The following is a 25126-nucleotide window of genomic DNA, read 5'->3' on the forward strand; positions in this document are numbered from 1 at the left end:
ATGTTCCGTCCAGACCGCGCGACGCTGCGCTCGGCCGGCTTCGTGGTGCTGCTCAGCGGCGTGTTTCTCATGGTGAACAGCCAGGTCGTGTACGCGGCAAGCAGCAACAGTGAGACTGGAGACCTGCTCGCCCCGCTCAACATCACCTCCTCCGAGGGGGTGCCCATCGACGGGTACGAGCTGAACGCCGAGGGCGGTTCCATCGTCAGCTTCAAGACCCAGTCCCTCGCCTTTGCCCTCTCGGGCCTGTTCACCCTGATCCGTCTCTTGGTGGGCCTTGCGGGGTGGGCGATCGAGGTTGCCTTCCGGTTCCCGCTGCTGAAGATCCTCACCCGCCCGGCACAGAAGGTCGCCGACACGTACGACATCGTGGTGGTCGACACCCTGGGGTTGAAGGGCTTGTTGCTGGCCTGGGCGTTTGTGTTCGCCGGGTTCATGATTGTGCGCGGCCGCTTGGGCCGTGGTCTGGGCGAAATCTTCCTCACCCTGCTCATCGGGGCGATCGCCGCCTCAGCTCTCATCCGCCCCGACACCCTACTGGCCCAGGACGGCCCGCTGGGGCAATCCCAGCAGGTGGCCGCCGAGGTCGCCCAGCAGAGCGTCAACTCATACGACTGGGGCGGCAAGCTCGCCAGTAAGGGCCCGTGCGACGGCATGGCCGGCAATGCCGAGATCAAGTGCCTGGAGCGTGAAGAAGAAGCGCCTGTCTCCGCAGAGGACGTGGCCCGCCCCCTCCAGGACTCGGTCACCAATGCCCTGATCGTCAAGCCATTCATGTTGCTCGAGTACGGGCGCATCCTTGACCCCGCCAAGGCGTCCGACCGCAAGGCCTACGCCGTTCACCTGAAATGGGTTTCCGGAGGATACAAAGCCTTCGACGGTGACGGGGACGGCGAAGCGAATTGCGACCAGCTCCCCAAACCGGCCCGGAAGTACTGCGAAGAGCAGAACGAAAAGAAGGACGCCTGCAGCCGGATCAAGGGCCCGGCGAGGAAATACTGCGAGCGCGACACCGACGACGCCCCCCGCGGTCTGCCCGAGCTGACGCCCGGCGGAGCGCTCCTGGACGCCTCCAACGCGATCGTCACCGACGAGGACAGGGAGTTCGCTGCCTTCCTCGCCGACATGAAGAGAGCCGGGGATGTCGGCAAGGCGTGTGCTGCCTATGCCGAGGAGCCCACTTGGTGGCGGGTCGGCGGCGCGTTCCTGTTGCTGATCGGCGCCGCGTTCATCTGCGGCATGCTTCTGTCCAGCGCGATCGTCCTGCTCGGCACCCAGGGCGTCTGCGCCGCAGCGGCGGCCGCCGGTGGCGTCACCTTCATCGCGGGCATGCTGCCCGGCCCCGCCCGCCAGTCGGTCTGGAAGTGGCTGTCCCTATGGGGCATCGCATGCCTCGCTGTCGTCGGAATCTGCGCCTTCATCCCCTTTTTTGGGATCGCCATCGACGCCACCATCACCAACGGTCCCGACCTGATGGTCGAGCGCATCCTGCTGATCGACGTCCTCGCCATCGCTGGTGCGGCCGGCCACCGCCGTCTGCTGGTGGGCATCACGTCCTTCGGCCGTCGCATGGCGATGCGGATGCGCTACGCCAAGGTGGGCGGCACCCACATGCCCGGTGACACCTCCGAGCTCGGCGCCGCGCTCGCTATGAACTCGCCAGCCGCGATGGGCGGTTACGGCGGTGGTCTGCGCGCCTTCACCGGAGGTGGAGGCGGCCGGTACGGGATGCTCGGCACCCGCCAGCGGCTGATGGGCGCATTCTCCTCCCTCGTCGACGGCGCGGGCATGCCGGTGGACACCGGCCGCATCCTCGCCGATGCCACCGCCGAAGCCGGGCGTGGTCTCGCCCCGCTCACCGCGGCCGCCGCCGTGGGCGGGCTGGGCGCACAACTCGGTGCGAAGGGCGCGCACTGGCTGCTGATCGGGAAGCGACCGGACAATGAGCAGTTGGCCAAGTGGCGCAAGCCCACCGCCGACGGCTACCCGAACGCGGGCGGTAGCCCGTCGGAGGGCGGCGACGGTTCAGGCGGCACGGGTCCGCGTCGGCCCTCGGGCCCGCCCGACCGCTACCGCAACGAACAGGGCCAGGTCGTTGACCGCAACTCCGGTCAGGTGCTGCACGACCAGAACACCGACCGCACCCTGCTGTCCACCCGCGCCCACAACCGGCTGGTCCGCTTCCGCGGGTACCGCATCCTCAATCGCGGTGGCCGGACCACGTATGGGGCGACGGTCGGTCTGCCGGCAGGCGTCCGCCGGACCCGGTCGGGAGGCTCGCGCTACTCCCAGGACGCCCGCCAGCAGGTGCGGGTCTGGGGCAACACGGTCCGCGAGGACGGCCGGGCCTGGGCCGACACGGGCCGTCATGTGTCCCGTGTCCTGCGGGAGCACACGGACGACAGCGGCGGGCCCGGACCCGTCGTCAGCCGTCGTCTGCCGGCCCGTCCGGCACCGGCTCCGCGTCCGACCGGTTTTTCCGGTTCCCCGGGCCGCACGCGGCCGGCCTCGCCGCGGGCCAGCGCGCCCGCATCTCCGACCACGGCTGCAGCCAGTCCCCGGCCGAGCGCCCCGCCGACGTCCCCGACGCGGCTTGGAGGCGGTGGGCTCCGGCGTCCGGCCCGCCCGGCACCGGACAGGTCCAGGCCGGTCTTCCCCGGAGGGGGCGGGGCTCGCAGCGGCACCCGTGACGAGGCCCGCGCCCGGTTCCAGGCGCTGATGCGCAGGACCGCGCCCGACGCAGAGCGCCTTCGTCAGGAGCGGGCCCGGCAGCCGGAGGACGGTGAGGACGAGTGAGGCCGACCCAACGCCGGATGGCGCGGTGGGGGTGTGTGGTGGTGCTGTTGCTGTTCGCCGCAGTGTGCTGTGCCGCGCCGGTAGGCAACGCGATCAGCGCGTACGTCGCGCTGAAGTCGGGTGCCCAGGACGACGGCGGGATCGCAGAGGGCGGCAGCGCCGCGGACATCCCGCCGCGGATGCTGACCGCGTACAAGAAGGCCGTCCAGCAGGTCGGCAAGCATGTGCCGAAGTGTCAGGGCATGCGATGGCCGATCCTCGCCGGGATCGCCAAGGTCGAGTCCAACCACGCCGTTGGCAGAAACATCGCCGCAGGCGGTGACATCCGCCCGAAGATCTACGGGGTGCTCCTCAACGGCTCCGGCCAGGGCGGCAACACCACCGTCTTCCCCGACACCGACAACGGCCGCTGGGACGGCACCGCGAGCGCGGAGCGTGCTGTCGGCCCCTTCCAGTTCCTGCCTTCCACCTGGGAAGGCGTCGGCAAGGACGCCAATGGTGATAAGGCCGCTGACCCGCACAATGCCGACGACGCCGCGCTGGGCGCCGCGATCTACCTGTGCGGAAACGGCCGTGACCTGACGAAGCGGTCGCAGCTGAAGGCCGCGATCTTCCAGTACAACCGGTCGCAGGAGTACGTCGCCAACGTGCTGGGCTGGGTCGGCCAGTACACGGCGGCCGCCAAGGACCCGGACCTGAAGAACGTCACGGGAAAGGTTCGCACCGTCATCGACGCCGCGCTAGCCCAGCGCGGGGTCCCCTACTCGTGGGGCGGCGGCAACGCGGGCGGCAAGTCGACCGGCATCTGCTGCTCCCCCGGTGGGAAGAGCGGCGTGGGTATCAGGGGCTTCGACTGCTCCGGGTTGACCCAGTACGCGTACGCGAAGGTCGGCATCAGCCTGCCGCGCGTCGCGGCCTCCCAGGCCGGTGTCGGCCAGCGGATCCCGGCCAGCCTTGGCCCGATCGCGCTGAAGGCTGGTGACCTCGTCTTCTACGCAACCGCTCCCGGGCGCGATTCCACGATCTATCACGTCGGGATCTACGTGGGCGGCGGAAAGATGGTCAACGCTCCCCGCCCGGGGACCGTGGTGCGCCTGGACTCCGTCAACGCGATGTCGGGCTTTGCTGGGGGAGCGCGGCTGCTGTGACCACCACCCCGCGCTCACCGCGCCTGCTGTTGCTGAGCACCGTCATCCTCGCCGTCGCCGGTGTGGCCCTGCTGGGCGTGCCGCACGGTCAGGAGCAACCCGCCCCGGCGTCGACGGCGCACGCGACTACGGACCCGTCATCGGCGGCCGAAGTGCCTCCCGCCAGTAAGCCGATCGCCAGCACGGTTCCCTCCGCGACGTTCGCCGCATCGACCCCGTCGGCCGTCGAGTCCGCTCTGCCGCCGCACGGCGAGGGCGTGGCCGGCGACCCGGCGGTGCAGCGGAACTTGGAGGCCGCCTGGCCCGCCGACCTTTCCTCCAACGACGAACGGGAACTGCTTGCCGCCGGTCGCTCTCTGCTCCGCGCGGACGCCACGGGAGTCGGCCGTGCGAAGTGGCCGGAGGATTTCCCCGACTCGGGCCGGGCGGTAGCCCCGGCGTTCGCCACCGCTCGCTTCCGTATCCAGGCCGCGATCGCCCGCCGCGACGGCAGCCCGGGCAAGGCGGTGGTCCATCTGGTGTGGGCCGGCATGGACCGCGGCGGCACCTTCACCGACCTCCGCATCACCGACTGGTGCTTCACCCGCGCTATCAAGAAGGGAAGAGCGACGTGGACTCCGCAGCCCCGTACCTGACGGACCGGGCCACTGACACGGCCGCTGGTCAGGCACTCGGCTTGGTCACCGGCCTGGTCGACGCCGCCGACTGGCTCTACGACCACTGGTACCTGCTTGCCCTAGCGATCGGCTTGTGCTGGGGCGTGGGCGACCTGTTGGTGCGTCGGCTCGCGGCCAAGGCTTCGGCCGAGCGGATGGCCCTGGAGCTCGTCTCTAACCGCCATTTCGACCCGAGCTTGGAGGAAATCTTCCGGCGAGGCGTTCAGCTCGCCCGCGCATCGACGGCCATGCCCTGGTGGGCGCCGCGCAGAGCCAAGGCCGTACAAATCCGGCTGCGCGCGGACGGCAGTGCACCGTTGCGCTATCGCATCGAGGGCCCGGCGGGCGGCGAACGCCTGTTGTCCATCACCCCGTTCGGGCCGGATGTCACCGTCAACCGCGCCCGGCCGATCGTCGACAAGCCGCGGACGCACACGGTGCGAGCCGAGTTCATCCTGCGGGGCAAGCTCACCTCTCCACTGCGCGAGGTGCCGCTCACTCCCGACCCGCTTCAGCCGCTCGTCGACGCCGTGGCCGACCTGCGCGCCGAGCTCGGCGACCTCGCCGAGATCCGGCTCGATATCCAGCGCGCGCCCAAGTGGGCGTTGAGGGCTCGCCGCCTGCAGCTGATGAGCGCCGCGCGTCGGTCCGAACGCCGGGAGGCCCAGCGGTCCGCGCGCTGGCTGCGGCAGGACGCCAGCGGCATCGAGGACTCCCTGGGCTGGCAGATGCAGCAGCTCCTCAGCGACAGGCCCGGCTCGGGGTCCGGAAGGCGACTGGTGATGCCGCCCGTTCCCCGTCGAGTGGAGCCGGCCGAGGCGCTGGGCAAGCTCGCCGAGGACGACCACTTGGTGCGGGTCCAGCTGCTCGTGATGTGCGCCTCGAACACCGAAGGCCGCGCCCAGGCCCGGCTCGCCCAGCTCCAGGCGGCATTCGACGTGTTCGGCGGCCGCTCCCGGTGGGCCATGCGCGGCTGGCGGCTGGGACCGTGGCGGGTGGGGGCCGACCACTGGCCCACCCGGCACGGCTTCGAGCGCCGCTGGAATCTGGGGCACTGTCAGCCGCCCCGCGCGAACTGGGTCCGGCTGGAGGAGCTGTGCGGCCTGCTCAAGCCCCCGACTTCGCACTGCCGTCTCCCGGTTCTTGCTGGTGATCTGCCGACCTTTTCGTTCGGCGATCCGGAGCTGCTCCTGCAGGGCATCTACCGGGGCCCCGACGGCAGGGAGCGGGTGGTCGCCACCTATGCCGAGGAGACGCTGTTCGAGGTCGGGGTCGGCAAGGCGGGTGGCGGGAAGACGGAGCGTGCCCTGGCGCAGGCGATCGGCTGGGCGCACGCGGGCGGAGGGCTGATCTTCGTCGACCCGCACCGTGACTCCTGGCCGCGGGCCACAACGTTCCTGGCGCACGAGACCCTGATGCCGCGGATCGCGTTGATCGACCTCAACGGCCTGGGCCCCAACCCGCGGGTGAGTTCGTGGAATCCGCTCGGCATGCACCAGGGTCAGGCAGCGCACGAGGTCGTCGAAGCGATCGCCGACGCCTACGCCTCCGCACTGGCCTGGGACGACGTGACCGCTCCGCGTGCGCTGACCATCCTGACCGCCGCGCTGACCGTCCTGGTCGCGGTCAACGAGGCGGCCTGCCAGGCTGGCCGGCCGGAGGACCAGGCCACGATCTTCCACGTACGGGCCCTGCTCGCCGACGCCAAGTTCCGCAAGGCAGCGCTCGCCGCGGTGGCGGACCGCCTGGATGAGGAGACGCGTTCGTGGTGGCAGGCGGTGTTCCCGACCCTGCCGCCGGACGCGTTCGCCGTGGTCCTCAACCCAATCGCCCGGCTGGCCGCTAACCCGATCACTCGCGCCTTCCTTGGTCAGCCGATGGGCGTCTACAACGTCCGTGCCGCGATGGACTCCAAGATGATCGTGTGGGTGTGCCCGGGCGGCAATGGGCCCACCGACCGTCTCTTGACCGCGCTCCTCGCCCGCGATCTGCTGCGTGCCGCACGCTCCCGGCGCGATACGCCTGAGGAGAAGCGGGTGCCGTTCCGCCCGTACTTTGACGAGCTGATCACGCTGACGGGCGCGGCCCCGGAGACCATCGCGAGCATGTTCGAGGATCTGCGGAAGTACCGGTGCCACATCCATGGCATGACCCAGCTGCTGGCCCGTCTCCCGTCCGCGGTGCGGCTGTCCCTGGTGCAGAACGCGTCCACGCTGGCCACGACCGCCGGTTCGAAGTCTGCGATCGCGCCTATCACCGCAGAGTGGGGCGACACCCCCAGCCCGGACCGGGTCGCCACCATGGGGCGGTTCGAGCACTTCGTGTCCATGAACGTGCACGGCCGCCGTATCGGGCCCATCCAGCTGCGCGGGCCCCATCTCAATGACGTCTTCGCCGCACAGGCCCGCCCGAAGTACGTGCCCGCGCTGGAGCGGGCCGCTCAGGCGAACGCCCAAGCGCTCCCTCTGGACCAGCTCACGGACCGCGCTGCCGGACAGCTCGGCCGTGTCGCTGCGTTCCTTGGCGAGCACTCCCCTGCCGGCGCTGGCGCTGTCGACCTGTCGAAGGAGAAGGAGTTCGGATGACCACCACCCAGCCGGAGGGCCGTACGACGGCCGGCTTCACGCCCAGTCCTGTGGAGCCGCTCGCGCATCAGATCCTGGCCACCCTCGCCCAGCACCGCATGGCCTCCACCAATCAACTGCACGTCCTGCTGCGGCCCGACCGCTCCCGCCAGTCAGTCTCGGAGCGCCTGAATGAGCTGCGCGGCAAGCGCCTGGTCGACTTCGTGGTGCTGCCGCAGTCGAACCGCACCCGGGTCTGGTACCTCACGCCGAAGGGCGCCCGCCTGACGAGAGACTGGCCCGCACTGCGCGGCCGCCCGCCCTACCCGATCACCTCTGCGACGGCCGCCTCGTTGAAAACCCCCCACACCCTCACCGTCCTGCGCACGCATCTGGAGTTCGTCGCCGATGCCCGCCGCCGCGGCGACGAGCACGGCCACCTCGACTGGACGCCTGAGGTGTTCCACTCGATCGGCGACGGCGAAAAGGTCGTGGCCGACGCGGTCATGCACTACACCCTCATCGACGGCCAACAGCGGCGGAAACTGCGGGCGTTCGTCGAGGTCGACCGGGCCACCATGAGCAGCGAGCGACTGGCGGCCAAGCTGATCGAGTACGCGAGATTGTGGACCTACGATCCACAGCCGCCCGGTCGGCGCCGGCATCCGACAGGGCAGGGGTGGTTGCGCTGGTACCCGGTGTTTCCCCGCGTCCTCTTCGTGCTGACCGGAGCTGGGCGCCAGGCGATGGACAACCGGATCAGCGACCTCAAGGCCATGGTCGCCCACCATCCGCTCGTGGCTGACCTCGCCCGCGAAGTGCCGCTGGGAGCGGTCGTCCTGGAAGACCTGGAAGAGCACGGCCCCACCTCCGATGTGTGGGTCCCTCTGGCTGGCGGCAAGCCCCGCTCGTGGACCGACCTGTGACACCACGACGGCACGTCCACTGACCGAATGTCGCAGCCTTGCAACTACTACCGAAACCCCTTGATATTCGCGTTAGCGAACTACTAGTTTACTTCTGCACAACGAGGCCTTCGTTTAAAACAGCCCTGGCGTGCAACAACGTTAGGAGATGCCAGATGCCGCAAGCCACTCGTGACGTTCGCACTCACGAAACGGCCCCTGATGGCGGGTGGCCAGTCCGAACGCAGGCCGTCTCGTACGTCGGGAACGCCTGCGTGATCCAGGGGATCGGCGACTTCGACTTCGCCGATCTGCATAAGGTGCGCCGCCGGTTCCCGGGCCGGCACGTCACCCTCGACGGCGACGTGATCACGGTGTGGCCGCCGCCCCGCCGGTGGGAGTGAGACGAAGCCCGTCCCCCCTGCCCCAGCTCACCGGAACCCTTGTTGAAAGGAAGCAGTCCATGACCGGTTGGCGCGCCTCAGCGTTCGGCCGACGCCTCAGCGTGCTGGCGATCACTTGCGGTCTGACCTTGAGCGTCCCCGCCTGCTCGGACGGCGACGCGGGTCAGGACCGTACGTCAGCGGCCGAGTCGGCAGTCAGCAGCTCCACACCGCGTGAACAGCCGGGCGCGGCTCTGACGGAACTCCGTGGCCAGAACGGCCTGTCCCTCACGATCACCTCCGCCGAGCGGGACCCGGCCGGCTACCTCACCGTCCGTGGAGACCTGAACAACGACGGAGCCGAAGTTGTCGTCGTCCCTGCGGAACTGCGCGGCAACGAGCTCGACGTCCTCAGAACGGGCCCATCGCTGGCCGGGGCGACCGTCGTGGACTTCGCGCGGAGCAAGCGCTACTACGTGCTGCGCGACACGGACGGCCGCCCGCTCACCACCACCGGTCTCTCCACGCTCAGGGCCGGTGAGAGCGTGCCCGTCTTCATGCAGTTCCCGGCCCCTCCGGCGAGCACGACCACAGTCGGCTTCCAGCTACCGCTGTTCGACACCGCGAACATCAAGGTCTCCGGGTGAGGTGCGCGGCCATGCGCCCGATCCGATCCTGGTTCACGGTCTTGTTCCTCGCCCTCACCGCCGTGGCGGCTCCCCCGTGCGCGGCCACCGGCGTCGTGCAGCAGGCCTCCGCCAGTTCCCACGGAAGCGGCTTCGCCCTCGCCCTACGCAGCGGCGCAACCCTCGCCCCTCCGAAGATTCTCGATTTCAGCTCGGACCCTGTCGGCCTCACACGGATGGTCGGAGACCAGGACGGCGCCGAGCGTCGCAAGGACACGACCGCCGATGTGACGTACGAGCTTCAGGCCGAGGTGCTGTTCGCCAAGGACAGTGCGCGGCTGAGTGATACAGCGAGGTCCCGCATCGCCGTGATCGCCCAGGAGATTGACCAGCGGTCGGCGACGCGAGTCCGTGTCTCAGGCTTCACCGACGACCTGGGGTCCTCCGTTCACGGCGACGACCTCTCCAAGCAGCGCGCCGCCGCCGTTCGGAGCGTCCTGGCTGACGAACTTCAGCCGGAAACGGTCACCTTCGAGACGCACGGGTTCGGGGAGCGGCACCCGGTCGCCTCCAACGCCACGGAAGACGGCCGCAAGAAGAACCGGCGCGTGGAGATCTCGCTCGCGCAAGCAGGTAGCTAACACCGGCCGTGCGAAGCCGCCCCGTAGGGGGTGGCCGAAACGAGCAAGTGCACACAGCAACAAATCGACAACCGGTTGCGAAAGTGACCTGATACGTACCGAGATGTACGAGTGAACTCAAATATCAAGCTGGGAAGTTGACTGGCCTATGCGTAATCTTGCCGCTACGCAAACGGATCACCGCAGCTGGACCAGGCCGCGGAGCTGGACTGCCGTCCGTCGGCGGCTCAGGCAGCGGTCATTTCACACCGCGCCGTACGGGGAGGCATCGTGAAACGTCGCGCACATCAGGTTCATCACTTCGCTGTTCACCTCCGAAAGACCGCCGTAGTCCTGTGCGCCGCGATCGCCGTGACTGCGTGCACCTCATCCGACGGGAAGGATGAGGCAGCAGACGAATCCCCGAGCGTCACGCAATCCCCGGCGTCGTCTGCCCCCGCCGACCCGAAGGAGACGGCGAAGAAGGAAGCGATCACTACATACGGGGCCTACTGGCGGGAGATGAAGAAGCTCTACGCCGACCCTACGGGCAAGAGCGCGCAGCTTGATCAGTACGCCGCATCGGCGGCGCTGAAGAACGCCGAGGCAGACGCCAAGCGCGCTCATGACCGCGGCCGCATCTACACCGGTAGCGTCGCCCTCACCGACCAGACGGTCACCAAGGTGAACGTCTCGGGCAAGATCCCCAACGCGACCGTCTCCAGCTGCCTGGACATCTCCAAGTGGCAGACCGTCGACGCCAAGACCAAGCAGCCGGTGTCCCTCCCGGAAAACCGGCTGACGAAGTACAGGATCGTCAGCACAGTGGAGAAGTACCCGGAGGGGTGGCGCGTCACCAGCGATGAGCCCCAGGGGAAGTCTTGTTGACGCGCCGCATCGCCATCACCGCAGCAACCGTCCTGGCCACGCTCTCCATCCCTGTGATCAGCCACGCGGAAGACGACCCGAAGGGCGACGGCGGCATCGATTGCGGCCTGTACACCTGTCAGGTCGAGGTTGACGTTCCCGGACAGGGCGGCGGCCAAGCAGGCGGCAGCGGCAGCTCGGGCGGAACAGGTGGAAGCGGCTCGTCTGACGGTGACGACACCGATAAGACGGTGTGCAAATACAAGCTCGCAGACCCGCAGCCACCCGCCGGCAGCTTGGACTGGGAAGGCCACGAACCCGGAGACGGGGCCGTGTACGAACAGACATGCGGTTGGGGCGACGTCGACGGAGACACCATCACGCGGATGGTGTGGCTGGCCGACCCGCCTCCGCAAGAGACTGTCGACCCGGCTGTCTTGGCGCAGCGGGCCGTCGACTCGATGACGCTGCTTGGCCCGGACATCGCCAGCCCGCGCGCGGTAGGGAAGTACACCGTCGGCGTGCCGATGTGGATGTGGGTCAACCAGAGCGCCACGACCTACGGGCCCAACACCGCCTCGGCATCGGCGGGCGGGATCACCGTCACGGCGACCGCGAAGGTGTCGAAGATCGTGTGGAAGATGGGCGACGGCGCCAGCGTGACGTGCAACGGCCCCGGCACCCACTACCAGGCATCCGAGGGCATGGCTCAGTCGCCGACCTGCGGACATGTGTATGACAAGACCTCAGCCGGAGCCAAGAGTGGCAAGTTCCCAGTCACCGCGACGTCGACATGGACGATCGACTGGCAGGGCGGCGGACAGGCCGGCCAGCTCACCGAGATCCGGCAATCCAATGTGCAGGTGGCTATTGGCGAGCTGCAGGTCGTCAGGTAACGCCGCCGGAAGGACAGAACGTTGAGCAAGACCCAAGAACGTGTAGGCACAGCCAGCTCGTACGGCGTTCCCCAGCACGGACAGGTGTCCGAACCCGTCACTCCCCCGCGGGTTTCGGCCCGGCGTCGCCGACCCGGCGTCATCGCCCTGTCCCTGGCCTTGATCGCCGCCGGAGGGGCCGGGGTTGCCGTCCTGCTACTGCAGGTCGGCAATCGCACCGAAGTAGTGACCGTCGTCCGCGACGTCCAGGTCGGCCAGGTCGTGACAGAAGACGACTTGGGCAAGGCCTCCATCGCCCTGGACGCGTCCGTCAAGGCGGTGCGCGGCAGTGACCTCGACTCGGTAGTGGGCAAGCGCGCCGCTGTCGAGCTCAAGCCGGGTTCCCTGCTCGCCCCTTCTCAGGTCACGAAAGACTCGCTGGTGAAGGCGGGCGAGCAACTGGTACCGATCGGGCTCAAGCCGGAGCAAGTGCCGGCCACGGCTCTGGTCCCGGGCCAGAAGGTGCGGCTGGTCCACGTCCCGGCCCAGGGCCAGGAGGAGACCGGCAAGTCGGCTACCACTCCGCCGGAGACCATCGACGGGCGGGTCGTGAAGGCCTCCAGTGCCGCTCCCGGCACCGGGATCGTGGTCGTCGACGTCGCCACCACTGCGGAGGACGGCCCGACCGCCGCCGCGTGGGTATCGGCCGGCACCCTACGCCTCGTCCTCGCTGCTCCGGACGGTAACTGATGGCTGTGATCGCGCTCGCAGGGTGCAGCGGCGCGCCCGGCGTGACCACGAGCGCTCTCGCCCTGCTGCTGTCGTGGCCACTGGACCCGGGCCGGCGGATGATCCTTGCCGAATGCGACCCAGACGGCGGGGCCGTCCTGCACGGCCTGCTGCAGGGCTCACTCGGCGACCGGTACGGGCTGCGCAACCTCTCGGTTGCCGCCCGCAAGAACGAGTTCAGCGACGCTTTCTGGCGCCAGCTGATCGACCTCAGCAGTGAGGACGGCAAGAAGGAGTCTCCACGCGACCGGCTGCTGCTGCCCGGCATCACCGACCCCGCGCAGGCAGCGAGCCTGGGCTCGGTTTGGAAGATCCTGGCGCAGATGTTCCGCGGCATCGACGCCCAGACCAACCATGACGTCCTGATCGATCTCGGCCGCCGAGGGGCGTACGGGCCCTCCGGCATCCTGGCGGAGCAGGCTGACGCTGTGTTCGTCGTGGTCCGCAACACTCTGCGCTGTCTGCAAGCAGCCGAGGGCCGGGTACGCACACTCGAAGAGCGCGTCGGCGACGTCAGCGTCCTGCTGATTGACGAAGGGCCGTACCCCGCAGGCGAGGTGCAGCGTGTTCTGCAGGTGCCTGTGGTGGCCACGCTGCCGTACGCGCCGAAGGACGCCCGCGTCTTGTCCGACGGCGCCGAGCAGCCGCGCCACTTCACCAAGTCGCCGCTCATGAAAGCCGCCCGCACGGCAAGCACTCTCCTGATTCAGCGGGCCGCGATGCGCCGGGCACGCCTCGATCCCCGCGGCCTGCGCGCCGCAGGCGGGGAGGTGACCCATGCACGGTAGGCCCCTGCACCCCGACCCGAGCGTGGCACCACTGCCTCCAACGCGGGTGCCTCAGAGGAATGGCACGCCTGCACCTGCCGGTGCTGCCTCGAGTACACACGCGCTCGGCACCGCAGTTCCTCAGGTCACCGTCGACTACAAGGTTGCCCGGGACATCGCCTCCCAGGTCGCCAAGCAGCGCGAGGAACTGCTGAAGACGAAGCCCGATATGGACATGGCCAGCGAAGAGCAGCGCTGCCTGAACTGGATCGCCGAGGCTGTCGCGCTGTGGTCGGATGCTCAGGCCATGACGCCGCAGGAGGACGAGGCGCTGCGGCGCGCCGTGTACGACCTGCTCTTCAGGGCCGGCAGGTTGCAGCCGTATCTGGACGATGACCGGGTTGAGGACATCATCATCCAGGGCCCGCACGAGGTGTGGCTCGACTACGGCGATGGGGAACGCCGGAAGGTAGCGCCGATCGCCGAGTCGGAAGAGGAGCTGCTGGAGCTGCTTCGTGAGTTGGCGAGGGGGTCTGGGCACAACGAGCGCACCATCTCCACCGCGAACCCCACTCTCGCCCTGTCGCTGCAGGACGGCTCGCGTCTCCAGGCCATCACCGGGCTGGGCCCGATGACCTATGCGGTCATCCGTCGGCACCGGGTCTCCCACGCCGATCTCGACGACCTCGTACGGCTGGGCACGATCGACCCGATCCTGCGCGACTTCCTCGGCGCGTGCGTGCGCGCGGAGAAGAACATCATGATCGCGGGGAAGCAGAAGGCCGGGAAGACGACCCTGATGCGGGCGATGCTCAAGGAGTTCGACCCGGAGTGCCGGTTCGCCACCATCCAGACCGAAGATGAGCTGTTCGCCCACGCCAACGGCTACCACCGGCAGGTCGTATCCCTGGTCGGCCGCGAGTCCAACGGCGAGAAGGACGTCACCGGCCGCGGCGCTGGCGAGGTGACGTTGCTGGACCTGATGCACCCCGCGCTGCGGATGTCGCTGGAGCGGATCGTGGTCGGTGAGGTCCGCGGGCCCGAAGTCGTCGCGATGATGCAGGCGTTGACGAACGGGTCGGGCGGCAATCTGTGCACGATCCACGCCCGCCGCCCGGACATCATCTTCGACCGGATCGCCGAGCTGTACGCACTCGCCCAGGAGAACCTGTCCGAGCAGCTCGCCTACCGGCAGACCGCCAACGGCCTGGACTTCATCGTGTACGTCGATATGACGGACGAGACGCAGATCGGTGGTCGCCGCCACCGCTACGTCTCCCACGTCCTGGAGCTCACCGGGATCGGCGAGAACGGCCGTCCTGCCACGAACACCATCTTCTCCCCCGGAACCGAATTCGGGGACCTGCGGGCAGTGCCGAGGATGGACCCGGGCTGCATCGACGACCTGCGCCGCGTCGGCTTCGACTCCTCCCTGCTGCAGCAGCCCTACGGGGCGTGGCAGGCGCCGCTGCCTCTGAAGGTGGAGGTGGGCCGATGACGCTGTTGTGGGGGCTGCTGTGCGGCATGGCCATCATCGGCGGGCTGATCGGCTTCGTGGCTGGTGTCGTGGGTACCACCGCACCGCGCCGGGCTCCGCTGCGGCAGCGCTGGAAGGTCCTGCGCGTCGGAAAGGAACGAAGCGAGGACGTGCGGCTACGGCGCCGGACCATCGCGGCGTTGGCGGCCGCGGTCTTCGTGGCAGTGTGGCTGGTCTCTGGGAACTTCGTGGGCGGCGCACTGCTCGGCGCAGCCGTCATCGGTGCGCCGTGGCTGATCTCTCCAGGGCAGATGGCGCAGGAGCGCATCGGCCAGCTGGAGGCGCTCAGTGAGTGGACCCAGCGGCTGGCGGGCTTGCTCCGGCTGGGCATGGGCCTGGAACAGGCAATGATCACCAGCCGTCAGGGGGCTCCGGAGGAGCTCGCCCCGCAGATCATCAACCTGTCCGACCGGCTGCGCCTGGGCTGGCGCCCGGACGGTGCGCTACGCGCGTTCGCCGAGGAGCTCGACGACGTCACCTCCGACAAGGTGGTCGCCGCGCTCATCCTGTCCGTCAACGACCGCGGCCCGGGTCTGGCCCAGGCGCTGGAGGATTTGGCGGGCACCGTCCGCGAGGAGGTCGCCAAGAAGCGCGCCATCGAGGCGGACCGGGCGAAGCCGCGCACCACCGTGCGGTGGATGACCATCATCACCGTGGGCATCGTGGTGGCCGGGTTCTTCGTTCCCTCCTACACGAAGCCCTACTCCACGCTGCTCGGACAGTTGGTGCTGGCCTTCCTGACCGCCGGATTTATCGGGGTGCTCGCCCTGATGCGGCAGCTGGGTTCCTTCCGCCGCATCCCGCGCTTCCTGATCACCGACCCCTCCAGCACGGTCCGGCTGCCCGCACCTGCGGCGGAGCCGGACGTGCGGGTCGCTGGCTCTGAGCCGCAAGGAGTCACCTCATGAACCTGCTTCCCGTCGTTGTGACCGGTGGCACGGTCGGTGCTGGCTTCGCCCTGCTGGTACGGGAACTCCTGAGTCCCCAGCCCGCCTTGGGACCGGCTCTCGCCCGCAGTGCCCCGGCCACCCTGACCGTGCCCGAGCCGGAACTGGACCGCGAGGAGAAGTGGGGCCGGTGGCTGCTGGCCCGCCTCGAGCGCCTGCCCGGCGTCCGGATCCCTGCCACCAACCTGGCCCTGCTCGGGCAGGGCCCGGGCCAGTTCATGCTGAAGAAGACCGCGCTCGCTGGTCTCGGCCTGCTCTGCCCGGTGATCGCGACGATCCCGTGGATCATCGCAGGCGTCTCCCTGCCGTTCTACGTGCCCGCCGGCGTCGGACTCCTCATCGTGGGGCTGCTGTTCATCACCCCCGATCTCGCGGTGCGGGACCAGGCCAAGCGGGCACGGGAGGAATTCGCGCATGCCTTGTCCGCCTACCTGGACCTGGTCGCGCTCAAGCGGGCCGCCGACGCCGGCCCGGCCGAGGCCCTGGAGAAGGCCGCCGAGGTCGGCGAGGGCTGGCCCTTCCTGTATCTGCAGGGCGCGCTGCGACGGGCCCGGCTGGAGAAGATCCCGCCCTATGAGGCGCTGATGCAGCTCGCCCACGAGTACGACCTGCCCGTCCTGGACGACGTCGCCGACATCATGCGCGGCAGCGCTACCGACGGCGCAGCCGTCTACAAGGCATTGAGGGCCCGCACCGCGGCCCTCAACGCCGAACTGCTGGCCGATCAGGCCGCCGAGGCGAACGCGGCCAGCGAGAAGATGACCGCGCCGGGAGCCCTCTTGGCCGTCTTGGTGATGCTGCTGATGGCTTTCCCCGCGGTGATCCGCATGTTGACCGTCTGAAACGAGTAATTCGTTCAACGCCTTTGAGAGGTAAGGAACATGAAGCACACCGCAGCTCGCACCCGCCGTGCTGTGCTCCGGGCGACCACCCGCCCGCGCACCGGCTCCGACACTGCGTCCCACGGACCGGGCCGGGGCCGCGGGAGCGCGCGCACCTGGGCGCGCGCGAATCGTGCTGTCCTCCGGCTGACCACCCGAGTGCAGGAGGGTCTGCAGGAGGCCTCCCGCCGGCCGGACCGCGGCGACATCAGCACCACCACCGTCATCATTTGGGTGGCCGCCGTCACCGGTGCCGTCCTGATCGCCGGGACCATCGCCGTCGTGATCGCCAAGTACAACGGAAGGCTCAACGGTCTGTGATGTCGGCTCCGGATCGGCTGAAGGGCTGGTGGCAGGGGCGAAGATGGCGCGACGACCGTGGTGACACCTCCATTCAGATGGCGATCATCTTTCCGTTCGTGCTGCTCGCCACCGTGGCCGTCATCCAGGCCTCGATGTGGTACTACGCACGGCAGATCGCCCTGACCGCTGCTCGCGAGGGCCTCACCGCGGCCCGCGCCTATGAGTCGAACCCGGCCGACGGTGCGGCCCAGGCCCGGGACGTGCTGGGTCGCACCGCTGGTGACAGCCTGCGCGGCTACAGCGTCTCCGCCAGCAGCGACGGGCAGCGGGTGCGGGTCGAGGTCTCCGGCACGGCCCTGTCGATGATCCCCGGCCTGTCGGGCCTGCAGGTCAGCCAATCGGCATCCGGCCCGGTGGAGCGCTGGACCGTCCCGGGAGAGTGAATCAGGTGCGATACACGGACAGATGGGCTTGCAGGCTCCGCGGCGATGAGGGCAGCGCCGCGATCGAGGCTGCCATTGTCGTCCCTGCGCTGATCATGTTCATCTGTATGGCCATCGCTGGTGGACGCGTCGTCACCTCCGGAGCGAAGATCGACGCGGCAGCTGAGGACGCGGCGCGGGAGGCCTCCATTCACCGCACAGCGGGGGCTGCGCAGGGCGCCGCGCAGGCGGCAGCCGCCGAGTCCCTGAACGACCAGGGCATCAAGTGCGCGTCCACCAGCGTCAACATCAACACGGGCGGTCTGAACGTGCCGGTGGGACAGGTAGCGATGGTCACCGCGACTGTGACCTGCACGGTCAATCTCTCCGATCTGCTGCTGCCCGGGGTTCCCGGAGCGAAGACACTCACGTCGACCGCCACCTCGGTCGTGGACCAGTACCGGCAGCGGGGTGCCTGATGATCTTCCGTCATGCACGCCTAGGGAGAACGCGGCTGGACGACGCCGGAGGCATCACCGTGTTCGTCGCCGTGTGCGTCATCGCGCTGATCGGGATCATCGGCGTCGCCGTCGACGGCGGCAGCAAGATGCGTGCTACGGAACGCGCCGACTACATCGCCGGCGAAGCCGCCCGGGCGGGCGGGCAGGCCATCGATCCTACCGAGGCCATCAGCGGAAGCGCAGTCGTCGTGGATCCGCAGGACGCGGCCGCCGCCGCCCAGGCCTACTTGCGCTCCGCCGGCGCCACCGGCACGGTCAGCGTGTCCGGCGACGGCAAGACCCTCACCGTCAACGTCACCGGCTCGTACGACACGAAGTTTCTGTCGGTGGTTGGGATCGGCTCGTTGTCGGTGACCGGCCATGGCAAGGCCACCCTCCTGCATGGCGTCACCGCTCCTGAAGGAAACTGATGCGCACCACCCCCTCTCCCGCCGCGACGGCCGGCCACGCCTTGGCCCGGGTCCTCAAGGCCGTGCTGAGCTTGATCGTCCTGGCCGCCGCGGTCGCCGGGCTGCCACTGCTGCTGGCCTGGGCCACCCCGGCCATCTGGGATGCCACCCACGACGACCTCATGCACCTGCTGGACCGGCAGGACACCGGGGCGGTGTTTTTGCTGCTGCTCGTCGCCGTGGGCTGGATCGGGTGGGCGCAGTTCGCGTTCTGCGCCGTCCGCGAGCTGATCGCACAGCTGCGTGGCCGCACCTGGCACGCCCCGCGCGGTCTGGGCTCCTCACAGCGAGCCGCCGCTCTTCTGATCGGCAGCATCTTGGTCCTGCTGCCCACGAGTTCGGCTCTGGCCTCCGACGCGCAGGCCGCGCCAGCCACGACCGGAGCCCTCATCCCCGGCCAGGCGACGCAGGCCCCGCACGCCGCCGAAGCCGATCAGCCCTCCCCGAGCACCTCGGCGTCCCCGTCTTTGTACACGGTGCGCGAGATGCGGCCCGCGGAGAGCCTGTGGAGCATCGCCGAGCGGGAGTTGGGGGCCGGAGAACAGTGGCGGGAGATCGCCGACCTGAACGAGGGCCGGACCATGGTCGATGGCCAAGTCTTCCACGCAAACAGCTTTCTGCAGCCCGGCTGGCAGCTGGAGATGCCCGATACCGCCGATGCGGCGGGAGGCGTCCGTACGCAGCTGGGGGATGGCGCCCCGGCAGCTGATGAGAGGGGCGAGCACGTCGTCACGGTCCACTCCGGCGACTACCTGTCGAAGATTGCGGAGGAAGAGCTCGGCGACGCTGCCGCGTGGCCTGAGCTGTTCGAGGCCAGCCGGGACAAGCCGCAGCCGCGCGGCCTGCCCGCCATCTCCAACCCGGACGTCATTTACGCGGGACAGCAGGTCACCGTGCCCGGCACCCAGACCGACCAGCCGCCCCAAGACCAAGACCAAGGTGAGGAGTCGGAGAGCCGGGAGACCACTCCCCCGGCCACGCAGAAGCCCGACGGTGAGCAGACACCGGGCGGGGGCAGTGGGGATAAACAGGCGCCCGTGCCCAGCCACACCGCTGCACCCGCACCAGAAGCGTCGGCCCCCAGCGCTGAGGCAAGCCGCCCTGCCGAACAGGGGAGGCAGGATCAGGCCTCTCCGTCCGCCTCGGCCTCCGCGACGCCCCGGCCCAGCACCAGTGTCTCGCCCCCTGCCGCCTCGCCATCGGCTGAGTCATCCGGCTCCACTACCTCTGCCTCGCCACCCGCCACCACTGCGTCCGAGACCCCGGCGACGGCCCCGGCCAGCGGCCCGCTGAGCCTGCGCACCGTTCTCGGCGCCGGCGCGCTCCTGGCCGCCGCCATCACCGGGGCCCTCGCCCTGCGCAGGACGCTCCAGCGCCGCCGCCGCAAGCCCGGCGAGAAGATCGCTATCGCGTCGGAAACCTCCACCGCAGAGGCCCAGTTGGCGGCGGCCGCCGAACCGGGCGGCGCTGCCCGCCTGGACATGGCGCTGCGGACCCTGGCACACCAGGCGGCCCAGACGGAGGGCACCGCCGCCGTGCCGCCGCTGCGGGCCGCCCGGATCGGGGCCCGCGCGGTGGAGGTACTGCCCGAGGATCTCTCCCAGGAGGCGCAGGCCCCCTTCGTCTCCGGCCAGGGCGGTTGGTGGGTCCTGGCACCGGATGCGGTCCTGCTCGATGAGGAGGCCGCCCGCGAGGTACCGGCGCCGTATCCGGGGCTGGTCACGGTTGGCAGCACCAAGGCAGGTCAGCTTGTGTTGCTCAACCTCGCGCAGTTGCCTGCGCTGCTGTTGGACGGCAACCCGGTCCACATCTCCGAGGTGTGCACCTCGCTTGCCCTGGAGCTCGGGATGAGCCCGTGGGGGAGTGAAGTCGAGGTCGTGACGATCGGGTTCGGCGAGGATCTGCCGCAGCTGCTGCCCACCGCGCGGATCGCCCACATGCGGCAAGCCGCGCACGCGCTGCGCGATCTGTCCGAGCGGCTGCTGGAAGCGCACCAGATGCCCGAGACCGAGCATCAGCCGTATCTGCTGCTGTGCGCGTCGTCTCTGGACGCGGACACGGCCTGGCAGTTCGCCGATGTCATCGACAAGTCCGGCACGGTGCCCGTCACTCTGGTCGCCCCGGCGAGTTCGGCGGCCGCGCACTTCCCCGAAGCGGAGATCCTCAACGCCTCACGGAGCGAGCCGCAGAACCTCGATTACGCCGGCATCGACATCACGGTGCAGCGCCTGGAGCACACGGCCTACATGCAGATCACCACGGCGCTGAAGGTGTCCGGGCAACCGTCCCACCCGGCCGAGGGTCCCTGGCAGGACGTCCCGGACGAGCCCGGCACCGTGCAGCAACCGGATCCTCCGGTATCGGCGGACCCCACCACGCCTGCGCCCGCTGCCACCAGCCCTTCGTTGGCAGCGGAAGCGGACTCGCGCGGCGAGGTGTTCCCAGCTCTGCTCGCCGCCACCACCGATCCCTCTGGACTTCGTCTCCTGCCTACGCCGCGAGCTCAAGCCGACACCGAGTCCGGCCCCCACGCCGAGACAGCGCCCCCGGCTCCCGTGTCGCTGACGGCTGCAGGCACCGCCGGGGAAGACGCCGGGGAGGCTGCGGCCCATGAGGACCCCGCCGAGGAGCGCAAGCCGGAGACGGAGGAGTGCGAGGCGCACGACCTGCACGCGCCGGAGATCCGGGTCCTGGGCCCGGTCGAGGTGACCGGCGTAGACAGCACCGGCCACGGCCCTCGGATGGCACAACTCGCCGCCTTGCTGTTCTTCCGGCCCGGGCGGAGCGCTGATGCCTTGTGTTCGGACATGGATCCCGTCAGCCCTTGGTCGCTGAGCACCCTCAACGCCCGGATGCAGGGCCTGCGTCGCTCCTTGGGGAACGACCCGGCCGGCGACCCCTATGTACCGCGCCGCAAGACCGGCGAGAGCCCCTACCGGCTCTCCCCCGGCGTGCGCTGCGACTGGACCCGCTTCCTCCAACTCGTCGAGCGCGCCCTGCCAATGGGCCCGGCTGGCCTGACCGAGCTGGAGAGGGCGCTCACGTTGGTGCGGGGCCGGCCGTTCGGCGGCAAGCCCCTGCCCTGGGCTGAGCCGTACCAGCAGGAAATGATCACGCGCATCATCGACGTCGCGCACACCGTGGCCACCTACCGCACGCCCGCAGGTCCGCACCACGACCTCAGCGCGGCTCGTCAGGCCGTCGCGACCGGTCTCGACGTCGACGACACGGCAGAGCTGCTGTATCGGGCTTGGCTGCGGATTGAGCATGCGGCCGGGAATCGGCAAGGGCTGCATACCGCCATCACACGGGTGCAGCAGGTCAACCGGTCGTTGGACTGCTCTTTGGAGACGGAGACCGAGGCCCTCATTCACGAACTCCTCAACGGTTCGGGTGCGTCGGTGGGCAAGGTCCTCTAGTCGCTGAGTGGATAGAGGCCGCAGCCATCACTGCCCGAGGCCACGTCGTGCGCTGCGTACGCGAGGAGTTCGTTGACGGCGGCCTCGTCGGAGGCGGGAGGGCGTGCGCGCCGCTCGGACAGGGTGTCGCGGATGGTCTGCGCAACGGCCTTCGCGTGGTGCCCCAGGTCGTCGTCGAGGGCCGTCGTGTCGCCGCTCTCGGTGCGGCCCGTGACGACTGCAGTTATCTAGGGGTATCAGTCGGTACGCGCAGGTCAGGTGACTTCTTGCGTGTGTAGTCACGTTAGGCACGTACGGGAAGTGGTTCGGACGGACCACTTCGTGGACGCTCGTTCGATCGCGGCGGTGCGCCACACGGAGGGCAAATAGCCTCATTAAGGACGGACGCCGTCCACCACACGTCTTCACTATGTGGTGCCCGGTAGGTCAAGTTGAGTGGCACGTGGAGCATTGCCATGGCCGCGTGGGCGTGCCGTCTGGGTCTAGTCCCTCGGGCCACCGCTTTAGAAAGATCTGCCTGAGAATTGAATCCCCAGTGACGTGGTTGGCGGCCTGCCGGTAGAGGTGCTCGGCGCCCTCCCGGTCTCCGGCCTTCTCTCGCCTCTTGGCCAGAAGGATCGTGGCGAGGGTGTCGCCGTGGTCGGCGGCCTGCCGGTAGAGGTGCTCGGCGCCCTCCCGGTCCCCCGCCTTCTCCCGCCCCTCAGCCAAGTGGACTAGGGCGTAGGTGTCGCCGTGGCTGGCGGCCTGCCGGGCGAGGGCCTCGGCGCCCTCCCGGTCCCCCGCCTCCTCCCGCCCCTCGGCCAAGCGGCCCAGGCCGTGGGTGCTGCCGTGGTCGGCGGCCTGCCGGGCGAGGGCCTCGGCGCCCTCCCGGTCCCCCGCCTCCTCCCGCATCAGGGTCAGGAGGATCATGGCGTCGGTGCTGCCGTGGCCGGCGGCCCGCCGGGCCAGGTCCTCGGCGCCCTCCCGGTCCCCCGCCTCCTCCCGCATCACGGCCAAGCGGCCCAGGCCGTAGGTGTCGCCGTGGCCGGCGGCCTGCCGGTAGAGGTGCTCGGCGCTTTCCCGGTCCCCGGCCACCTCCCGCATCACGGCCAGGAGGACCAGGGCGTCGGTGCTGCCGTGGCTGGCGGCCTGCCGGTAGAGGTCCTCGGCGCCCTCCCGGTCCCCCGCCTTTTCCCGCCCCTCGGCCAGGCGGCGCAGGGCGTAGGTGTCGCCATGGTCGGCGGCCTGCCGGTAGAGGTGCTCGGCGCCCTCCCGGTCCCCCGCCTCCTCCCGCCCCTCGGCCAAGCGGACCAGGGCGTCGGTGCTGCCGTGGTCGGCGGCCTGCCGGGCGAGGGCCTCGGCGCCCTCCCGGTCCCCGGCCCGCTCCCGCATCACGACCAGGCGGACCAGAGCGTCGGTGCTGCCGTGGTCGGCGGCCTGCCGGTAGAGGTGCTCGGCGCCCTCCCGGTCCCGCTCCTCCCGCATCAGGGCCAGGAGGGTCATGGCGTTCGTGCTGCCGTGGCCGGCGGCCCGCCGGGCGAGGTCCTCGGCGCCCTCCCGGTCCCCGGCCACCTCCCGCACCAGGGCCAAGCGGCCCAGGGCGTAGGTGTCGCCATGGTCGGCGGCCTGCCGGTAGCGGCGCTGGGCGCCCTCCCGGTCCCCCGCCTCCTCCCGCCCCTCGGCCAGGCGGACCAGGGCGTCGGTGCTGCCGTGGTCGGCGGCGCGGTGTAGGAGGTGGTGGGCCCATTGCAGGCGGTGCCGGGTCTGGGCTGCCGTGGCGAGGTTGTTCAGGTCGTCGGGGTGGGTGGGGTGGGTGAGGGCGGCATGCCAGAAGGAAGCGGGCGGACACAGCGGTCCGCGGGCGGTGCGGCCGTGTTGTTCGAGGTAGTCGGCGAGCCGAAACATCGGCCCCGCAGTCGCCGGGGCCGGGATGTCGGCAGGCGGGGAGGGCGTAGGCGGTCGTCGTTGGGGGCGGAGAGCGGTGTTGCGCAGGGGGGCTTGTTTGCCGTGGACCTGCTCGGCGAGTTCGGCGAAGGCCTGTTCGGCCCAGTCCTCGGTGAGCTGGTCGTAATCGGTGTCGGTGAGATAGTCAGCGGCGGCGTCGGTGAGAAAGGCCTGCGGAAGGTGGAGGCCGACACCGAGACGGCGCGCGTCCATCGCCGCCTCCAGCACCGCTCGGGCCGCAGGGGTCGCACGTTCGTAGCGGTTGAGCAGCTCGGGGGCACCGGCCAGGTCCTGAGTCACTCGCCCGTCGGTGTCGGCGCGGGTGAGGGCATCGGCCAGGAGCCGGTCACCGTCCCGGGCGAGGGCTGCCGCGGTGGCCAGCGCCTGGGCGTCGAACGCTTCGGGGACGGTGAGCGTGCGGCCGGACAGGAGTTCCCGCACCCGGCTGTGCGGGTCTTCCCCCTTCGGGGAGGGCAGGGTGGCGTAGCGGGCGGCGTACTCGGGCCAGAGGGTGCCGAGTACCAGAACTGGACCACGCTCCGGGGTGGTGAGCAGGTTATGGAGTACGGCGGCGATGCGCTCCCCTGCCTCCCGGTCGCCGAGGTAGTGCTGGGCTTCGTTCAGCCACACCACGGTTTTTGGTGCGACACGGTGCAGGTCATCGAGAGCGGCCTCGGCGCGGGTGGGATCGAATGGATGCCAAAGCCTCCACCCCATGTCCGCGAGCGGCTGGACAGCCTCCCAGCATGCCCGTGTCTTGCCCGTCGACGAACCTCCCACCAGGACCACCATCCGGCTGCGGCCGGCTGCAGCGTCCCGGACCGCTTCCGCCAGCACCAGGTCATGCGCGCGCTCGACGTACCCCGGCAGCACACGCACCCCCGGCGCATCACTGCCGGGAACGATGCTGCTGGGCCCTGCCGGATGGACTTCCAGAGCGTGCGGCTCCCACTGCCCGATCGCACGGCCCGGCACCGGCCGCTGTGCTCCCCCGCCTTGGTCCGCGTCCCGCTGCAAGTCCAGCAACTCCGCGACAGGCAGCTTCAACGCTTCGGCCAGTACCTGCACCGTGCGCGACGAGGGCACCGGCCCGCCGGTCTGGAAGGCCTCCGATACGGTCGTCCGCCCCAGCTCCGACCGGCGGGCGAGTTCTGTCTTGTTGATCCGGTTACGAGCCAGTCCGTCGCTCAGCCTCCCGCGCAGCTCCGTGAGCGCCGGATTGTCACCGTTGCCGTCCCGCTCGTACTGCACCCGCTCGCCCCCCGCAAAGCCCGTGTTCGCCGGTGTTCATCTTCCTCCGGCGAACCCCGGCGAACAGGCATTCCGCGACTTTCGACCACGACACCCCATCTCGTGAATCGGGAGCCTGCCGTGACCGTCGCCGTCGCCCTCCTCGCCACCGCACTCGTGATCGTCATTGCGCTATTGGCCGCCGCCGGCGCGGCCAAACTCGCGCGCATGGACGGCGCCACCTACCCAGCCGCTCTCACCCGAGCCGCCACCGCCTTCGCCGCAGTCATCACCCTCGCCGCTGCGGTAGCGGGTGCCCTCGCTGCCCTCTTCGTCTGAACCAGCCCACCGGCCGCAGGCTGACGGCCCCAAGCCCCGCACCGAACCACACCCTGGACCCTCGTTCGGGGCCGTCGCACGTCGCGGTTCGGTCGAAGTGCTCCTGGATCGCGGACCGGGGCTGCGCAAAACGCACGGGTGCGATGCGCCAGGCTGCGC

At 69.8% G+C, this 25126-nt stretch carries 22 protein-coding genes; 21 read left to right on the top strand and 1 reads right to left on the bottom strand.

The genetic code is table 11. From position 1 onward, the window contains the following. The 20 genes from ACH4C6_RS32305 (at position 1) to ACH4C6_RS32400 (ending at position 21475) form a co-directional block, all read left to right on the top strand. Positions 1–2796 (top strand): hypothetical protein, encoded by a 2796-nt coding sequence (locus ACH4C6_RS32305; RefSeq protein ID WP_398112215.1) that lies wholly within the window; start codon positions 1–3, stop codon positions 2794–2796. Between the two features lie 38 nt (positions 2797–2834). After that, positions 2835–3944, top strand: coding sequence for a C40 family peptidase (locus ACH4C6_RS32310; RefSeq protein ID WP_398112216.1), 1110 nt, complete (start codon positions 2835–2837; stop codon positions 3942–3944). Beyond that, positions 3941–4579 carry a hypothetical protein gene (locus ACH4C6_RS32315; protein WP_398112217.1) on the top strand — a complete coding sequence of 213 codons (639 nt, stop codon included), beginning with the start codon at positions 3941–3943 and terminating at the stop codon, positions 4577–4579. The genes ACH4C6_RS32310 and ACH4C6_RS32315 overlap by 4 nt, the downstream gene beginning before the upstream one ends. Next, on the top strand, positions 4555–7185 hold the full coding sequence (locus ACH4C6_RS32320) for an ATP/GTP-binding protein (RefSeq protein WP_398112219.1): 2631 nt from the start codon (positions 4555–4557) through the stop codon (positions 7183–7185). Before ACH4C6_RS32315 ends, ACH4C6_RS32320 begins: the two co-directional genes overlap by 25 nt. Further along, positions 7182–8090, top strand: a complete 909-nt coding sequence (locus ACH4C6_RS32325) for a replication-relaxation family protein (RefSeq protein WP_398112220.1) — start codon at positions 7182–7184, stop codon at positions 8088–8090. Before ACH4C6_RS32320 ends, ACH4C6_RS32325 begins: the two co-directional genes overlap by 4 nt. A 254-nt stretch (positions 8091–8344) precedes the next feature. After that, on the top strand, positions 8345–8473 hold the full coding sequence (locus tag ACH4C6_RS32330) for a hypothetical protein (RefSeq protein WP_398112221.1): 129 nt from the start codon (positions 8345–8347) through the stop codon (positions 8471–8473). A gap of 59 nt (positions 8474–8532) precedes the next feature. Beyond that, positions 8533–9099, top strand: a complete 567-nt coding sequence (locus ACH4C6_RS32335; RefSeq protein ID WP_398112222.1) for a hypothetical protein — start codon at positions 8533–8535, stop codon at positions 9097–9099. 11 nt (positions 9100–9110) lie between these two features. Beyond that, positions 9111–9719 carry an OmpA family protein gene (locus ACH4C6_RS32340; RefSeq protein WP_398112223.1) on the top strand — a complete coding sequence of 203 codons (609 nt, stop codon included), beginning with the start codon at positions 9111–9113 and terminating at the stop codon, positions 9717–9719. A gap of 270 nt (positions 9720–9989) precedes the next feature. Next, entirely contained in the window at positions 9990–10586 is a 597-nt protein-coding gene (locus ACH4C6_RS32345; RefSeq protein WP_398112224.1) for a hypothetical protein, read from the top strand. Further along, on the top strand, positions 10583–11461 hold the full coding sequence (locus ACH4C6_RS32350; RefSeq protein WP_398112225.1) for an ATP/GTP-binding protein: 879 nt from the start codon (positions 10583–10585) through the stop codon (positions 11459–11461). Before ACH4C6_RS32345 ends, ACH4C6_RS32350 begins: the two co-directional genes overlap by 4 nt. Before the next feature lie 21 nt (positions 11462–11482). Continuing rightward, positions 11483–12190: an SAF domain-containing protein gene (locus tag ACH4C6_RS32355; protein WP_376330522.1), complete on the top strand. Its 708-nt coding sequence runs from the start codon at positions 11483–11485 to the stop codon at positions 12188–12190. Beyond that, positions 12190–13017, top strand: a complete 828-nt coding sequence (locus ACH4C6_RS32360) for a hypothetical protein (RefSeq protein ID WP_376330520.1) — start codon at positions 12190–12192, stop codon at positions 13015–13017. Before ACH4C6_RS32355 ends, ACH4C6_RS32360 begins: the two co-directional genes overlap by 1 nt. Then, on the top strand, positions 13007–14494 hold the full coding sequence (locus ACH4C6_RS32365) for a CpaF family protein (RefSeq protein WP_398112226.1): 1488 nt from the start codon (positions 13007–13009) through the stop codon (positions 14492–14494). The genes ACH4C6_RS32360 and ACH4C6_RS32365 overlap by 11 nt, the downstream gene beginning before the upstream one ends. Further along, a complete protein-coding gene (locus tag ACH4C6_RS32370) occupies positions 14491–15441 on the top strand; it encodes a type II secretion system F family protein (RefSeq protein ID WP_398112227.1) in 951 nt (316 codons plus the stop codon). The genes ACH4C6_RS32365 and ACH4C6_RS32370 overlap by 4 nt, the downstream gene beginning before the upstream one ends. Then, the gene (locus ACH4C6_RS32375; RefSeq protein WP_398112228.1) at positions 15438–16322 is read left to right on the top strand and encodes a type II secretion system F family protein; all 885 of its coding nucleotides are present in this window, start codon (positions 15438–15440) and stop codon (positions 16320–16322) included. The genes ACH4C6_RS32370 and ACH4C6_RS32375 overlap by 4 nt, the downstream gene beginning before the upstream one ends. A 198-nt stretch (positions 16323–16520) precedes the next feature. Further along, on the top strand, positions 16521–16682 hold the full coding sequence (locus tag ACH4C6_RS32380) for a hypothetical protein (protein WP_398112229.1): 162 nt from the start codon (positions 16521–16523) through the stop codon (positions 16680–16682). After that, the gene (locus tag ACH4C6_RS32385; RefSeq protein WP_398112230.1) at positions 16682–17107 is read left to right on the top strand and encodes a TadE/TadG family type IV pilus assembly protein; all 426 of its coding nucleotides are present in this window, start codon (positions 16682–16684) and stop codon (positions 17105–17107) included. The genes ACH4C6_RS32380 and ACH4C6_RS32385 overlap by 1 nt, the downstream gene beginning before the upstream one ends. After that, on the top strand, positions 17104–17565 hold the full coding sequence (locus tag ACH4C6_RS32390; protein WP_376330510.1) for a TadE family protein: 462 nt from the start codon (positions 17104–17106) through the stop codon (positions 17563–17565). Before ACH4C6_RS32385 ends, ACH4C6_RS32390 begins: the two co-directional genes overlap by 4 nt. Beyond that, positions 17565–18017 carry a TadE/TadG family type IV pilus assembly protein gene (locus ACH4C6_RS32395; RefSeq protein ID WP_398112231.1) on the top strand — a complete coding sequence of 151 codons (453 nt, stop codon included), beginning with the start codon at positions 17565–17567 and terminating at the stop codon, positions 18015–18017. The genes ACH4C6_RS32390 and ACH4C6_RS32395 overlap by 1 nt, the downstream gene beginning before the upstream one ends. Further along, positions 18017–21475, top strand: coding sequence for a hypothetical protein (locus ACH4C6_RS32400; RefSeq protein WP_398112232.1), 3459 nt, complete (start codon positions 18017–18019; stop codon positions 21473–21475). Before ACH4C6_RS32395 ends, ACH4C6_RS32400 begins: the two co-directional genes overlap by 1 nt. Positions 21476–21901: 426 nt before the next feature. Here the strand turns inward: ACH4C6_RS32400 and ACH4C6_RS32405 are convergent, their stop codons facing one another. Next, positions 21902–24028 carry a tetratricopeptide repeat protein gene (locus tag ACH4C6_RS32405; RefSeq protein WP_398112233.1) on the bottom strand — a complete coding sequence of 709 codons (2127 nt, stop codon included), beginning with the start codon at positions 24026–24028 and terminating at the stop codon, positions 21902–21904. 741 nt (positions 24029–24769) lie between these two features. On the opposite strand from ACH4C6_RS32405, the gene ACH4C6_RS32410 reads away from it, so the two are divergent. Further along, positions 24770–24967 (top strand): hypothetical protein, encoded by a 198-nt coding sequence (locus tag ACH4C6_RS32410; protein ID WP_398112234.1) that lies wholly within the window; start codon positions 24770–24772, stop codon positions 24965–24967. Positions 24968–25126 lie beyond the last annotated feature (159 nt).

It is taken from the genome of Streptomyces sp. NPDC017943 (assembly GCF_044328425.1).
GTDB classification, from domain to species: domain Bacteria; phylum Actinomycetota; class Actinomycetes; order Streptomycetales; family Streptomycetaceae; genus Streptomyces; species Streptomyces djakartensis_A.

Excerpts from the sequence above, each read along its gene's own strand:
- ACH4C6_RS32370 (WP_398112227.1), top strand. The coding sequence starts at position 14,491 with ATGACGCTGTTGTGGGGGCTGCTGTGCGGCATGGCCATCATCGGCGGG.
- ACH4C6_RS32335 (WP_398112222.1), top strand. The coding sequence starts at position 8,533 with ATGACCGGTTGGCGCGCCTCAGCGTTCGGCCGACGCCTCAGCGTGCTG.
- ACH4C6_RS32400 (WP_398112232.1), top strand. The coding sequence starts at position 18,017 with ATGCGCACCACCCCCTCTCCCGCCGCGACGGCCGGCCACGCCTTGGCC.
- ACH4C6_RS32365 (WP_398112226.1), top strand. The coding sequence starts at position 13,007 with ATGCACGGTAGGCCCCTGCACCCCGACCCGAGCGTGGCACCACTGCCT.
- ACH4C6_RS32385 (WP_398112230.1), top strand. The coding sequence starts at position 16,682 with ATGTCGGCTCCGGATCGGCTGAAGGGCTGGTGGCAGGGGCGAAGATGG.
- ACH4C6_RS32375 (WP_398112228.1), top strand. The coding sequence starts at position 15,438 with ATGAACCTGCTTCCCGTCGTTGTGACCGGTGGCACGGTCGGTGCTGGC.
- ACH4C6_RS32360 (WP_376330520.1), top strand. The coding sequence starts at position 12,190 with ATGGCTGTGATCGCGCTCGCAGGGTGCAGCGGCGCGCCCGGCGTGACC.
- ACH4C6_RS32325 (WP_398112220.1), top strand. The coding sequence starts at position 7,182 with ATGACCACCACCCAGCCGGAGGGCCGTACGACGGCCGGCTTCACGCCC.
- ACH4C6_RS32305 (WP_398112215.1), top strand. The coding sequence starts at position 1 with ATGTTCCGTCCAGACCGCGCGACGCTGCGCTCGGCCGGCTTCGTGGTG.
- ACH4C6_RS32395 (WP_398112231.1), top strand. The coding sequence starts at position 17,565 with ATGATCTTCCGTCATGCACGCCTAGGGAGAACGCGGCTGGACGACGCC.
- ACH4C6_RS32340 (WP_398112223.1), top strand. The coding sequence starts at position 9,111 with ATGCGCCCGATCCGATCCTGGTTCACGGTCTTGTTCCTCGCCCTCACC.